Raw genomic sequence first — 14,324 nt, 5'->3', positions numbered from 1 at the left:
ACCGACTAAGTGGGCGTAAGGTTTTCTAGATGTGCAGTGTCGTTGATGCAGGTTATGGTGATCTTGCCATCATGAATATCAATCTGGTTAATGCAGCCAGGGCTTTGCGCTATGCGCCAGTAGGCAGAAAGCGGTTGATCCAAAAGCTGGAGCAGAAGGGCGCGGTTTACGCTGTCATGTCCGATGAGCAGGACGACGTCAGATTTATTCGGGTGGCGTTTCAAAACCTCGCGCAAGCCATCAGCCGTGCGCGCCACAAGATCCTGTAATGACTCGCCATCAGGAAAACGCAGCAGGTGTGGTGTGTTGTACCAACAGTTATACAGTTGTGGCCATTGTTTGCTGACGTCTTCGTGGGTTATGCCTTGCCATTGGCCATAATCAAGATCATGCAAGCCGCTGAGCACTTCGGATGAAAGACCCAGAGCCTGTGCAATGGGTGCGCCAGTAGCGATGCATCGGGCCATAGGGCTGGTATACAGTGCTACAGGCGCAAAGCGTGAGGCTACACGTTTGGCCAGTGCCTGGGCCTGACGCTCTCCTAGAGGACTTAACGGCAGTTCGGCGCGCCCACGAAATCGTTCAGGATGTATGCCTTCAACATGGCCGTGGCGCATCAAAACAAGTGTGGTCATTGCTTTTTTCCTCGTATAAAACCAGTGAATGTTCTGTACAACACCTATTTCAATTGCCAGCCAAACAATTAATCAGCATCGCCTATAACACCGAACTCCACGGGCGATTTGGCGTAAAACAAGTGAAGATCGGCTTCGGCACGCAAACGCGCCATAAGATCATCGCACTCGGCATTGGTCAAGACTACCGTAATCTCAATCGGCTGGTCTGCCAAGTCAAAAAACCTGGCGGAATGAAGCTTATGGTGGATGCCCAACCCCTCTTGCGCGGCTGTCATGGTGGCGCCCCGAATGCCCATCGTTCGTAAAAGCTCCATTAGCCATTGATGGAGTGGGTGATGGCCGTGATGGCGGTCTTGTTGGGTAAAAAACGTGACTTGATAGCCTGTCATGATGTTGGCTCCTTGGTTAACGACTGAATAACGCCTGCACGATGGTAATGCCGAGAATAGTCAGTGCAATGGAGCCCATGACATGCAGGCTTATTCCCATTGCTGCACTTGCCAACTCACGGTTCAAGATCATGGCGCTCATTTCTAACGAAAATGTAGAGAAGGTTGTCAGCCCACCCATAAACCCGGTAATTACAGCAAACCTAAACTCAGGAGCAAGCCCACTGTGTCGGGTGAGTAATTCACTTGCCACACCAATTAACAGACCGCCTATTAGGTTGGCTGCCAATGTGCCTAGCGGTAGTGTCGGCCAAATGGAGTTTAAGCCCGTGCCCAATACCCATCGCAATAATGCACCCAATGAAGCCCCAATGGAAATTGCAAGGATTGCGCTTAGCATGACGAGATCTCTGCAGTTGCGCTTATAGACAGCCCGTCTGGGCGAAAAGACCAGGGCAAAGGAAGAAAGGGGGGAAGATGCACGTTAATCATGGGGTCGGATGGTTATTTGGGAATAACCCTGGACCACAAGTAGCGCTGACATACTGCCTACAACCCTTGTGCCAGGGATCTGTAGGCATCATTAATTGACGTTAGCCAATGGTTAAAGGAGGAATGCCATCTCCGTGTTCAGTGTAACAAGCGCACAAAGGCCTAGCAACCGTTTCACGCATATTCAGCGATGCAACGCGGCAGTATCAGCAACTCAGAGATGCAGCGCAAACCACTTCGATAGATCGCCCACATCGCCAAGTGGGACATTTTTGTATAGCTCTTTTCGTGTCTCTAGGTTCTGTGCCGGGTATTGCCAAAAACACCCGTAGGAGTAGACTACTTACAAGGAGATGGCATTCTTCCTTTAACTGCCTCTATCGGCTGATGATGCCTACCAAACAATTCCTGTATTGCAGGAAAGAGTTGGTGGTGCCAATGACAAAAAAGACAATAACTCCTCCTTTGGCCACTTGCCGTAGCGCTCGCTACTTTCGGGCTGCGGTACACATGGCGGCGCTGCGTGTTCTACCGTTGCGCAGCGAGCGCTAAGGAGCGAGCCTAATGCGCGACATCCTGCTCCAAATTGCCCAGGTTGCTACGGTTCTTCTTCTGGCACCATTGCTGCAAGGCATTATTGTGCAATGGGACGAACGGGTGCAGCGGGCTCAAGGTCCAGGCATTTTTCAGCCATATCGCGATTTATGGAAACTCTTCCATAAACAACAAGTCGTGCCCGAGACGGCCAGTGTTATTTACTGGTTGGCGCCCATCGTCGCGTTTACCTGCATGCTGACGGTGCCTATTCTTATTCCGGTGTTAACCAATTACCCGCTGCCTGCTTCAGACATGGGCGATATTTTGGGTGGTGGCCTGATCCTCACGTTGGGCGCCTTCATGATCACCTTGGCAGGATTGGATTCAGGCAGTGCCTATGGGGGCATAGGTGCTTCGCGATCAGCCATGCTGGTTATTCTGGCAGAACCTGCACTTATTCTGGTATTTGTCGGCATTACGCTGCTGGCCAAATCCATGCTGCCTTTTGTAGTCAATCATTTGCTTGTCCAACAGCCCGAGGTGTATTGGAGCCCGGCACATCTGTTTCTGGTCGCGGCTTTTTTTATTCTTCTGCTGGTCGAGACAGACAGACTGCCTATTCATTCCAGTACGCACATTGAAGTTTATATGATCGAGGAGGCACGCATTCTGGAATATTCGGGCCCGCTGCTCGCCTTGCTGAAATGGGCCTCCATGATGAAGCAGGTCATTTTCTATATCTTGTTCTGCAATGTCCTGGTGCTGCCATGGGGGCTTTCCTATCGTGGCCAGGTGCTGGGTGTTCTGGGTGCACTGTTTGCTCTCTTACTGAAATTCATGGTTGTTGCGCTTGCTGTGGTGTTTGTGGAAACCGCACAGGCGCGCTTGCGCTATTACCGCTATCAAGAACCCCTGGCTGCCTCGTTTCTTTTGGCGGTCCTGGCCATTGTCGCTAACCAATTAAGGTAAGCATTATGCTGGCTGCGCAGTTACCCCCGCTGGCCGCCTCACTTTTCAGCTTATTGGCCATAGGCAGCCTGCTATTGGCGTTTGTCATGCTGGGTTCACGGTGGCTCAAAGATTATTTATTGGCTTTTGCCGTGCAATCCTGGCTGATTGCGCTACTTTCAGCCGCCATTGGCTATTACGGGCATTTTACCGAGCTGTACCTGATCGCGATCTTGACCGCTGTGTTTCGCGGCGTCATCCTGCCATGGATGATTTTACGAGTCGTCGATCGCCTGGCGGTTGATCGCGAATTGCACGAGCGTCTGTCAGCCAGCACAAGCCTCGTGTTGGGCGGTCTGCTCACACTGTTTGCGTTTGTGGTGTCCACGCATCTTGCACAATCCCTGAACCTTGGCGGCACCGTTGCTGTGCTGGCGCTTACCGTCATGCTATCCATGAAGTTAATTGGGTTTCTGATGCTGGCCGTACGTGGCGAAGCGGTCAGTCAAGTACTTGGGCTATTGGTACTGGAAAACGGCATTTTTCTTGGTAGCCAAATCCTCGTACCCGGCATGCCATTATTGATTGAATTGGTCATTCTGTTTGATCTGCTGGTCGTTGTGGCATGTTTTGGCGTCCTGGTGCGCTATCTGGCCATGCACGCAGGGGCAACCAATGTGCGCGCTTTACGCAGGTTGGTGGGCTGATGTTACTCACATTGGTTCTCATTATTCTTCTTGCGCCCATCGTTGTCGTTCTGGCTTGCCTGGTGCTGCGTCGCCCCCGACCTGCCGAATTTATTAACCTGGCAGCTGCTATTTTGGTGTTCCTGGCAGTGCTCCGATTATTGCCAGAAAGCCTGGATGGACCCCATTATTTCTGGCACGGCTATCTCATCGTGGATGCACTGGGTGCCTGGGTTTTGCTATGCGTCTCCAGCGTCTATTTGTTGGGTTCGATTTACGCCATTGGCTATATGCGTATTCTCAATGAAGACCGGAGGTTGCATCGGTTTTATGCACTTTATGCAGGGTTTGCACTCACCACGTTAACCAGCCCCATTATGAATAATGCGGGGGTGTACTGGATCGCCATCGAGCTGACCACATTGGTTTCCACGTTTCTTGTCTGCTTTGAGTTGGGCCGTGAAAGTATTGAGGCTGCCTGGAAATACATCGTGGTTGTTTCAGCCGGCATCAGCCTGGCGCTTTTGGGCACTGTACTTTATTACTGGGGCGCCAGCCTGATACTAGGGCCAACGTACGATATGACGTGGGCAACCCTTAGAGCGGCAGCGCCACGCATGAACCCAGCTATCAGCACGCTGGCGTTTCTACTCGTCGTTGTAGGGTTCGGCACCAAAGTTGGGCTTGCACCCATGCACACCTGGTTGCCTGATGCCCACAGTGAAGGGCCAACGCCCGTGTCTGTCATGCTTTCGGGCGCCTTGCTTAACACGGCGATGATTGGTATTGCCCGTTATCTGCAAATAAGCGATGCTGCACATATCGGCCTGCTGCCACGCGCGCTGGTTGTCGTGCTGGGCGCTGCATCACTGTTTGTGGCAGCACTGTTCATTGTGCGCCAAACAAATATCAAACGGCTTATGGCCTACTCCAGTATTGAACATATGGGCATACTGGCGCTGGGTTTTGGCTTCGGTGGCCCATTGGGTGTGGCGGGCGCGCTTTATCACATGCTCAATCACTCACTGAACAAGTCGCTCATGTTTTTTGGGGCAGGCAACGTTATGCGTGTTTGGGGAACCAAGAAGATCAGGGCCATACACGACGTGCCACGTCGGTTTCCGGTTTCTGGCTGGCTGTGGCTTGCCGGCGCCGTGGCCATTACCGGCGCTCCGCCTTTTGCCCTGTTTTTAAGTGAAATCGTCATTCTGCGTGCTGGCTTAAATACACCGTTTGTGTGGGCGGTGTTTCTGATGGCGCTCTTGTTAATCGTTATCTTTATCGGCTTTTTGAACCATTTTCGTGCTCTTTTCTTTAGCCCCGTCCCTGAGAGGTTTTCAGAAGACTCAACGTTAAGAAACAAGTCTGCCGCACCCGATGGCTTTCCTACGGTGTGGTGCACCTTGCCCATGTGGCTGGCCTTAATCCCCCTCCTAATTCTGGGCTTTTGGTGGCCCGATTTTTTCACGCGTTTTTTTGCTGCTGTAGCAGCCAGCTTGAGCGCGGGAGGCACCCCATGAGCGAGATGTCTATTGAAGACCTTGAAATTGAACAACTACGCGCGCGCTGCCAGCAACTGGTTGAGGAGGGCGGTCATCTGGAGTTCGCTTACGCGTGGTTTCCTGAAGAGGCCGACCAGCCCGAAGTTCGATACATCGTTCACCCAGCGTCATCCGCAGGCTTGCAGATCTGGCGCTGCCATCCAGGCCAGGGGGCTATTCCAAGCCTTGCTGACATAGCCCCTCTGGTGTCCTGGTATGAGCGTGAGATAAGCGATATGTGTGGGGTACGCTTCGAGGGCTACCCTGAAGCCGTGCCACTTATATTTTTACCGGGAACACATGTATCTGCTCCAGTGCTGAATGCAGCAGGTATTGAGCCGGTGCTTCAGTATGAACCATTGGCTTACGAGCTACCGGAAATTGGCGGGCCAGATCGCGACGACATTCAGGTACTGCCTTTTGGTCCCGTTCGTGCTGATGTGGCTGAATCTGCACAGTTTGTATTTTTCTATATCGGTGAAGCTATTCTGCATTACCACGCCCAGCTTTTTTTCAAGCACCGCGGTATGGAAAAGCGTTTCGAAGGCAAGCCCTCTAACTTGGGCATGGTACTGGCTGAACGCGTCTCTGGCGTGGGCAGCCTGTGTCATGCGCTCGCATACAGCCAGGCCGTTGAACAGGCTGCCAGTTGTGTGGTGCCTGCGCGTGCACAGGCCATGCGCGTCATATTGGCTGAGCTGGAACGTTTATATAACCATCTACATTATCTGGGCCATCTATGCCATACGACTACGTTGAAGGTGGGCGAGGCCCAAGGCAAATACCTCGAAGAACTAGCCAAACAAATCAACAGTCGTGTAAGCGGAAATCGTTTACTGCGCAACGTGATTATCCCGGGCGGGCTGCGCCATGAGCCGCAACTGGAAGGGCTGACGTTTGATCTGCAAAAACTGCAGGACGAATTTGCCGTCTATGCACGCATGCTCGAGACCAGTACGCCGCATCTTGATCGGCTTTTAACAACTGGTGTGCTAACGCGTCAGGCTGCTTTTGATGAAGGTGCAACCGGGCCGATTGAGCGCGCGTCGGGCAGTAATCGCGACTTGCGCCGCGATCAGACCTATTCCGGCTACGCACAGCTCGTGGTGTACGAAACAGTGAAACAAGCGGGTGATGCGCATGCACGCCAACAGGTTCGTATTGCCGAAATCGAAAACAGCCTGGATTTGATCGAACAGGTCATGAACACGCTGCCATCCGGCCCAATACGTGTACCGTGCATTCCGCCGGACAACAGCGAAGGTCTGGGATGGGCCGAGTCACCGCGCGGCTCGCTTTATTACGCGGTCCACATTGGACGCGATGGTCGTCTGGCGCGCGTCAAGATCAAGTCACCCAGTTTTTCCAATTGGCGCGTTTTTCCGCTCACTGTCTATGACAGCAATATGATGGATTATGCAATCAACGAGGCCAGCTTTGGCCTGACCATGGCCGGATGCGACCGCTAGGAGAACCTTATGCCCATGTGGACACTTTACGGACTGTTGAAAGGAAACGCGAGCACCCCATGGCCAGATAAAGGCGAGGATGGACAAACCGGTGTTATCGGCATGCCACGCTTCGACCCCAACAAGTGCCAGGAAGATTGCCAGCTCTGCGCAGACGCGTGTCTGCCGCAAGCGATTACCATGATCGACTCAGGTCAAGCGCGTCTCGCCGTCGATTACGGGCGTTGCGTGACGTGTCAGGCCTGTGTACAGGCCTGTCCTACCGGCGCTTTCATGTCATCCTCAGATTGGGCGTTTGGCGTGCGACGCCGTGAAGACCTGGTGTGGGCGCAAGCGCTGGACGCTTTACCCGCAGAACAGTTGAAGGAGAACATTCACAGGGTGTTCGGACGTAGTCTGCACATCCGCCATGTCGATGCGGGATCATGCAATGGGTGCGAGTCTGAGCTGCAGGCATTGAATAATCCGTTCTATAACCTACATCGCTTAGGCATTTTCTTTACGGCATCGCCACGAGCTGCGGATTTATTGCTGGTCACGGGGCCCGTCACGTACGCCATGCGCGGGCCACTTCTGGAAACCTACGACGCCATGCCAGAACCCCGCTTTGTCATGGCGATGGGCACCTGCGCGGTATCGGGTGGCACAAACGGCGGTGGCTACGCATGCGGGCACGGTCTGGATGACATATTGCCGGTCGATGTGTATTTGCCGGGGTGTGCTCCCAATCCGGCAGCCATCATCCAGGCACTACTGGTATTGCTCATGCGCACGCCGCAGCGGGTACACGGTGGGCAGCTTACGCACGGAGACAATCATGCCTGAAGGCCTGGTCGTCGCATTCTGGCTCATGGTGGCGGGCTTACTCATGGCATTCTTGCAACGTAGTATGCCTGCGCGCTGGCTACTTGGCGGGGGTGCAGCGGCCGGCGTAATCACTGCAGCCACCGTGCTTCCCTACGGAGGCACGGCACTGGTTTTGCCCTTTACGCTGGCAGGCCAAACCGTAACCCTCAGCTATGGCACTGAAGCCCTATGGCTCATGGGGTTTGGGCTATTGCCCGCCATTGTGGCCATCGGCTTGTGCAGCCCAGTCGTAGCAAGGCGACCCGGTTGGCTGGCCGGCGCCGCGTTGTCGCTATTAGGCGCCTTGGGTATCTTTGGCGTACAGGATGCGTATTCTTTTCTGATTGCGTGGGAATTCATGAGTCTGGGCGCAGCCATGATGCTGTTGGCCGAGCGTTTATCAAACGACGATGGCAAGAGCGTTCTTTTCATGTTGGGCTTGCTGGAAGTGGGAACCGTAGCAATTTTGCTTGCCTTGTTGCTGCTTGGGCATGCGAGTGGCAACAGCATGTCTTTCGCCGCCTTTCCCGGCGGTGCCCAGACACTGTCGACGAATGCCTGTATCCTGATCGGCGCATTGCTGACCCTTGGGTTTGGCGCCAAACTGGGCCTGCTGCCGTTTTATGAATGGTTTCCCGCTGCCTATGCATCGGGAAGCGGTGCGTCTGGCGCGATACTGTCCGGAGTCGTGTTAAATGCCGCGTTTTTTGCACTGTCGCGAGGCTTGACCCAATGGTTGCCTGCGACGGGTGAGTGGTTATTCGTATTGGGTGCTGGTATCACCATTATCGGCGTTTTTTCTGCCATTCTTGCGGCACTTTTCGCTTTTCAGCAAAACGATTGGCGCCGCCTGCTTTCGTTTTCTACCGCTGAAAATGCTTCAATTGCTGTCACCGCTTTGGGAGCTTGCCTCATTTTCCGGGAAGACGGGCAATCGAACCTGGCGGCCCTGGCGTGGACGGTCGCACTTTTGCATCTTGCCGGACATGCCTTGGCCAAGGGTGGGCTTTTTGTGTGTGCCGATGGCGTTTACAACGCCAGTGCAAGTTATGCCATCGTTCAAGGCGGGTGGCTGCGCAAAGCTGGAATCAGGTTTGGTATAGGGGCCTTGTTTTGCACGATGAGCCTGGCGGCCGTTCCCCCGCAAATGGGGTTTGTAAGCGAATGGTTTGTCTTTCAAACATTATTCCAGGGCTTTCACCTGAGCAGTCTTATGGGCAAGCTTATTCTGGCACTGTCGGGCGCAGGTCTGGCCCTGACCGCTGCCGTCGCGCTGGCGACCTTTATAAAATTATTTGGCGTCGGGTTGCTGGGGGCGCCAAACCTGTCAAGCAAAGCGACCGTGGGTGCGCGTTACGGCTGGTGCGTTCTGTTATTGGGGTTGGGGGTACTTGTTTCCGCGTTGGGGCTGATCGTCTGGCTGCCCGCGCTGGGCAATATGGGTTTTGCCCAATCGGCTGCAGACGGCACAGGAGCAATGGTTAACGAGTGGATCCTGGTTCCGTTGACCAATACGTTTGCCTTTATCTCACCCGCGAAGCTGGTTATCGCCATGCCACTGCTCGCCATCGTGCCATTGCTGTTGTTACTGAACCTGCGCAGACATCACCTACGTCGTGTGCACGTTTGGTATGGCGGCATGATCGAAAACCCACAGCGGGCAGCCACGACATCACTAAGTTTTTCCAATGCTATGCGGACCACGTATCGGTTTATTTATCGCCCCACACAAGATACATCGCGCGAGCATCAAACCAATGCCTACTTCGTGCATAAGCTTGATTTTCGTCATGACGTTGTGAATATGTTTGATGCACTGCTGTTCAAGCCTGTACAGCACATTATCTGGGCCCTGGCAGGGCGTTTGCGTGCCTTGCAGTCAGGCGATTTAAATTTTTATCTGGCACTTATCGGCGGCTTGCTGATTGCCATACTTTTCATAACCCTATTGCAATAAGCGAAACTTATTTTTTTGTTCAGAATTAATTTGTGCTCTAAGAGAGGCCACTATACATTTTCAGCCGTTGACAGCTTGCGCGACAGCAGTCAGCCTATGAGGTACAGGATTGATTGCCAGAATGCTGCCTAATGTCATCAATACAGCATTCTGTTTTCAGCTTAGCCTACGGGAGAAAACATGTGGTTATATGGTGGCATCTTCGTTCTACTGGTGGCCCTCACAGCATTTTTTAACCTGACGGAGATGGCGTTAATCGTTTCACGTCCAGAGCGATTGAAGTCAGCACCGGGGGCGTCTGACCAGCTAACTAATCAGGTTTTAGCACTAAAGGCTAATACCGGAGCACTTCTGGCCGCCACACAAACTGGCATTACAGTCATGAGTATTCTGGCCGGAACCTTCTGCGTGACTGAACTGGCCAATGAGTTGAGTCGTGCACTTGGCTGGCTACCTCTTTTAAACCCCTATGCTACCGGCGTGGCCACATTTTTATCCATTATGGTGGCTACTTTTTTGACGTTGATTTTCGGAGAGCTATTGCCAAAGCGGGTCGCGCTTGCGGCACCCGAGCGCTGTGCCATATTCGTGATCGTGCCGATGCGATGGGCCATGTTGGCGGTTTCGCCTTTTGTGGCATTACTTCTTCTATTTAACAACTTGTTGTTACGTCTGCTCAATGTGCCAGAGTCCCCCTCAAACCAAACTACGGCGGAAGAAATCCATTATGTTATTGCAGGCGGACTTGAGTCTGGAACGATCAAAGCCATTGAACACGCCATGCTCGAAAGCATTCTTGAGCTTGGTGTCCGGTCTGCACGTACTGTAATGACTTCACGACGTCGGCTTGAGTTTGTGGATGAAGCAATGAGTGCAGAGGAAATCGAGAAACGTATAGCTGAAACTCCCTGTTCCCGATTGATCATTACGCGTGATAAAGACCTGGATCGCCCGATTGGCGTAGTAGCCAAAAAGGACATCCTCACAAAATTACTTCAGGGCGGCACAATTGACTATTCGTCAATAACGCAGGCTCCCGTTTTTGTATCCGAAACATCTACGGTATTGGGGCTACTCAATAAACTAAAGCATGCCAGAGCAGGGATGCTTTTTGTTGTTGATGAGTTTGGCTCGGTCGTCGGGATTATTACATTGCACGATGTGCTGGAGGTTGTAGCCGGAGATGTTCCAGAACCTGAGCGCAATGCATTCGGTGAAAAAATGCTGAAAAAACAAGACGATGGAAGCTACATTGTTCCTGGTTCGCTACCCGCCGACGATCTGACCGAATACCTGGGCCTAAAGGACGACAGCCTTCCAGACTACAAAACGGTTGCAGGCCTGGTGCTGTCAAAACTTAAACACTTGCCTCAGCCGGGAGAAAAACTGAATTTTGACGGATGGACAATCGAAGTATTAGATGCAGATGCACGATCCATAAAAACGCTGCGACTGATTCCCTCTGCAAAAGACGGCGCAGAAACAAAAGAATCGTAAGCGATGCGCCCAGAACAAACTCAACTTTTGAGCCTATACCATTCGGAGACGCTTGACGAACCCCTTTTGCGTCGTCAAAAACAACACATAGGTGTTCGCTCCTACTCTCAGCAGCGCTGGGTTAAGCAACGTCGGTGCGGACATGTATAGCTTAACCGCAGCTGCGCAGGCTCAGCCTCACTCCTGCGCAGCTGCAAGCGGAATCAATCACCACCAGCGCTTTCAGGCCGTATGCGCAACGTAGTAGCCTGCCTGTCTGGGCTAGTAGTAACACCGGGTGTTTCTAATTGGAAAACCTCACGATAAAGATCGGCACCGTAACTGGTCTGCAGGGGCTCCCCTATCTTAAGCTTGAAGGTACGCGTACCATCTGGAAGGCGCTCGGCGCGCAGATAGAGGGCGTGCTCAACCGGTCGGCTGTAAAGCTCATGTGCAAAGGCGTACTGGTGTGTTACAAAAAACACCTTCATTCCGCTCTCTAATAGCGCATCGGTAATCATTTGCGCCACCTCTGACCCTTCTCGTTCGTTTGTGGATGAAAACGACTCATTAAAGAGCACCAAGGCATCAGGCGATAGTTGATCGATAATTGCGTTCATGCGCTTGAGTTCTTCGTCGAACTTGCCGCTCTCCATAGAAATGTCTTCTTCTCGTTTGTAGTGCGTAAACAGCCCCTCGCTCAAATTGGCTGAAAATGTCTTTGCGCCCACGAACATACCGCTTTGCATCATAATTTGTGCAACGCCGATGCTACGCAAAAAGGATGATTTTCCACCTTGGTTGGCACCCGTAATAATCACCAAACGGCTATCCTGAGCGTCAATGGTGTTGTCCACTATCTTTTTACCCATTTTCAACGCCAAACAAACGTCATATAGGCCATCAAAGCATTGCTGCCGTTGACTGGATTTCACAACACCCGGAAAAGCGATGGGTTCATCGAGTTTGCCCAGGCTTTCTTGCAAGTTTATGCAGCAAACATAAAAGGCTAGCTCGGCGCGCAGCAGCGTAAAAAAGCTCGCAATATGCTCGGCCGACTGAGCCAGCGCATTAGCCACCAGATTAATACCCCGATCGGCCAGCTCGGACAAGGCCCTGGCCCCATTTTCATCGCGAGCGGGAAGGGTGTACGAGTATGAATCCGGCTTCTTGGCAATGATGCGCGTAAACCAATTATGCCCATCGTCAAGAGGCGTGCGAAGTATGTAATCATTGCCACGATTACCTTGGCCTAAATGTGCGCTGACAAAAATGCCGTGGCGAAACTTTAAGGTTTTAAGATGGGCCTGCACTTCTTCGATGTAGTCATCGCTGAGCTCCTTATCCAAGGTTGCAAAAAGCGTTTTCCATCCTGGGGCTGCGAATTGCGGTGCAACCTCATTTGCAATCTGCCGCAACTCTTTAAGTTTGGGGACTAATACGTCGATCACTTCCATTGACCCGTGCAAAATCGCAAGCGGGTAGTGCAGACCTACACCCCAATAGCCTTTTTTCTTTAACTCGAGTGCGTCAATGGATAATTGATAAAGCTGCCGAACCACATCAGTATTTTCCAGCGAATCACGCAATATCGCCTGGCGGTGCGCAATGGTCTCAATGTCCGACTTCACCGCCGAGAGGAGGGCGGATCGTGCAACTGTCTGCAGAAACTCATCTTCACCGGCCATAGCCTGTATAAGCGTGTCCAGCTCTAAATCAGCGGTGAGGTCACGGGCGTTCAATGGTTGTGGCGCAGTGATATCGAAGTCGCGCGCTTCATACATTAAATGAACTTTCATGATTGCACTCGCTCTTTGATGGATTCAGGGGTCAGCGCATACTTATGCGCCAATGCCATGGCGTATGAACGACCTGTCGCCGAGGCTCTGATTATTTTGAATGTGCGTAGGGTTTGTGAGGGGTCGACTGTGCTTATCATGCTGACCACGCTATCCCCATATGACGCCAGTTCATCAATAAACGTTACCCATATACCAAGAACGTCCAGCTTGATCGCCTCCTTCATGACTTTTTCACTTAGAAACAATCCGTCGGTCAAAGACGTCGAGGTAAATATTTCATTCATGACCAGAACGCTGCGTGGGGTTGCTGATTTCAATATATGGTGGATCCGAACGAGGTCGTCCTTGAGTTTTCCGCGCAGATTATTAATGTCCTCTTGCCGCTCGAAATGCGTAAATATTTCGTTACTCAACAACAAGCTGGCTTCCGTGCCTGGCACGGGGCAGCCCATGCTGGCCAGGTAAAACATTTGCCCGAACATCCGCGAAAAAGTGGTTTTACCCCCTTGGTTTGCACCGCTCACGACAATCATGCGTTCGCCATTCTTTAACTCGATATCGTTACATACCACGCTCTTTCCCACTAAAAGCAGCTTCTTACCGAGCGCAATGTCAAAGCAATTTCTGGCGAGTATGTGTTTATCTGATTCACTTACGCAGGGATAACAAAAATGGCGATCAATCTTCGCGAACCCCGCCATATACTCTATATACGCTAGATAAAACTGAATTTCGCGATCAAACTCAGCAATGGTTGCATCCAGATAATTCTTGCTGCGGGCGTGAAGATCATCCAGCCGTTGGAACGAATCGGGGTTCAGTAAGGCCACGAAATCCAGCACTTTCGCCTCGATATGGTTCATTTCCGGATACTCAGATATCTTGACGCGATGGTCGTGAACTTGGCCCTGACGAAATTTTTCAAACGTGGCTTCAATTACTGCACTATAGTCAGCCTCATCGCCATAATGACGCACAGTCAACGTGTCACCATTGATGCGAACGCTATAGGTAATGGAATCCAACTCAGAGAGCAGTGAGCGCACCTCATTATTTAGCGTTTTAAACTGTGCTGATGCTACATAAGCAGATAGATATTCCCTCAGTAAACCACCCATGGCACGAGACTTCACGGCACTGCCCGTCAGAACCTGGGCCAGTGCAATAACCGCATCGCAATAGACCAGAATGGCCTCGATGTACCAACGTTTTGATTGATAGGGGTAATTAAGTTTCTCGACCTGTGCCAGGTAGTTGCGCATTTTTCGCATTTCTACCGCGAAAGCGATCAACGCCTGCTGTAACGGCTGTTCCTCGAGGTCACGAAATACCTCATGGCGGTACTCAACGTCGTCTTTGACACGCAGCGGTTCACGAAAGACTCCGGCCAGGTTGTACTCTTGGCGGATCGCAATAATGGTGTCTACAGCCTGATCTATATTTAAATCAACAAAATAATCGGGCTGTGGCGGCAAGGTTTTAGATAATTTGATACTGCGTTGCGGGTCAAGAAACAAGACGCTTAACGCGGGTGCGGTACCTG

Annotated in this window: 12 protein-coding genes and 2 riboswitches; of the genes, 7 read left to right on the top strand and 5 right to left on the bottom strand. The window is 52.0% G+C overall.

The window, feature by feature from the left end; genetic code table 11:
• Positions 1-5 precede the first annotated feature (5 nt).
• From FQ179_RS04525 to crcB, 3 genes are all read right to left on the bottom strand, one after another.
• Positions 6-635, bottom strand: a complete 630-nt coding sequence (locus tag FQ179_RS04525; RefSeq protein WP_149396056.1) for a histidine phosphatase family protein — start codon at positions 633-635, stop codon at positions 6-8.
• 68 nt (positions 636-703) lie between these two features.
• Positions 704-1,027, bottom strand: coding sequence for a DUF190 domain-containing protein (locus FQ179_RS04520; protein WP_149396055.1), 324 nt, complete (start codon positions 1,025-1,027; stop codon positions 704-706).
• Between the two features lie 16 nt (positions 1,028-1,043).
• Entirely contained in the window at positions 1,044-1,427 is a 384-nt protein-coding gene (gene crcB, locus FQ179_RS04515; protein WP_149396054.1) for a fluoride efflux transporter CrcB, read from the bottom strand.
• A gap of 167 nt (positions 1,428-1,594) precedes the next feature.
• Positions 1,595-1,662: riboswitch (Fluoride riboswitch) on the bottom strand.
• 197 nt (positions 1,663-1,859) lie between these two features.
• A riboswitch (Fluoride riboswitch) is annotated at positions 1,860-1,923 on the top strand.
• A gap of 160 nt (positions 1,924-2,083) precedes the next feature.
• Here crcB and FQ179_RS04510 point away from each other — a divergent pair.
• From FQ179_RS04510 to FQ179_RS04480, 7 genes are all read left to right on the top strand, one after another.
• Positions 2,084-3,025, top strand: a complete 942-nt coding sequence (locus tag FQ179_RS04510; RefSeq protein ID WP_149396053.1) for a respiratory chain complex I subunit 1 family protein — start codon at positions 2,084-2,086, stop codon at positions 3,023-3,025.
• A gap of 5 nt (positions 3,026-3,030) precedes the next feature.
• Positions 3,031-3,711, top strand: coding sequence for a hydrogenase (locus tag FQ179_RS04505; protein WP_149396052.1), 681 nt, complete (start codon positions 3,031-3,033; stop codon positions 3,709-3,711).
• Positions 3,711-5,210 carry a proton-conducting transporter membrane subunit gene (locus FQ179_RS04500; RefSeq protein WP_149396051.1) on the top strand — a complete coding sequence of 500 codons (1,500 nt, stop codon included), beginning with the start codon at positions 3,711-3,713 and terminating at the stop codon, positions 5,208-5,210. Before FQ179_RS04505 ends, FQ179_RS04500 begins: the two co-directional genes overlap by 1 nt.
• Complete coding sequence (locus FQ179_RS04495) at positions 5,207-6,700, top strand: nickel-dependent hydrogenase large subunit (protein ID WP_223146187.1); 1,494 nt, start codon at positions 5,207-5,209, stop codon at positions 6,698-6,700. The genes FQ179_RS04500 and FQ179_RS04495 overlap by 4 nt, the downstream gene beginning before the upstream one ends.
• Positions 6,701-6,709: 9 nt before the next feature.
• A complete protein-coding gene (gene nuoB / locus FQ179_RS04490) occupies positions 6,710-7,525 on the top strand; it encodes an NADH-quinone oxidoreductase subunit NuoB (protein WP_149396050.1) in 816 nt (271 codons plus the stop codon).
• Positions 7,518-9,503 (top strand): proton-conducting transporter membrane subunit, encoded by a 1,986-nt coding sequence (locus tag FQ179_RS04485; protein WP_149396049.1) that lies wholly within the window; start codon positions 7,518-7,520, stop codon positions 9,501-9,503. Before nuoB ends, FQ179_RS04485 begins: the two co-directional genes overlap by 8 nt.
• A gap of 180 nt (positions 9,504-9,683) precedes the next feature.
• Positions 9,684-11,000 (top strand): hemolysin family protein, encoded by a 1,317-nt coding sequence (locus FQ179_RS04480; RefSeq protein ID WP_149396048.1) that lies wholly within the window; start codon positions 9,684-9,686, stop codon positions 10,998-11,000.
• A 203-nt stretch (positions 11,001-11,203) separates the two neighbouring features.
• On the opposite strand, the gene FQ179_RS04475 is transcribed toward FQ179_RS04480, so the two are convergent.
• Together FQ179_RS04475 and FQ179_RS04470 are read right to left on the bottom strand one after the other, a co-directional pair.
• A complete protein-coding gene (locus FQ179_RS04475) occupies positions 11,204-12,778 on the bottom strand; it encodes a DNA mismatch repair protein MutS (RefSeq protein ID WP_149396047.1) in 1,575 nt (524 codons plus the stop codon).
• Positions 12,775-14,298 carry a DNA mismatch repair protein MutS gene (locus FQ179_RS04470; RefSeq protein WP_188074493.1) on the bottom strand — a complete coding sequence of 508 codons (1,524 nt, stop codon included), beginning with the start codon at positions 14,296-14,298 and terminating at the stop codon, positions 12,775-12,777. The genes FQ179_RS04475 and FQ179_RS04470 overlap by 4 nt, the downstream gene beginning before the upstream one ends.
• Positions 14,299-14,324 lie beyond the last annotated feature (26 nt).

The organism is Pusillimonas sp. ANT_WB101 (assembly GCF_008369125.1).
In the GTDB taxonomy this organism is placed as follows: Bacteria; Pseudomonadota; Gammaproteobacteria; order Burkholderiales; family Burkholderiaceae_B; genus Allopusillimonas.
The sequence above is the reverse complement of the archived record's forward strand: the minus strand, read 5'-3'. Positions and strand labels throughout refer to the sequence as shown.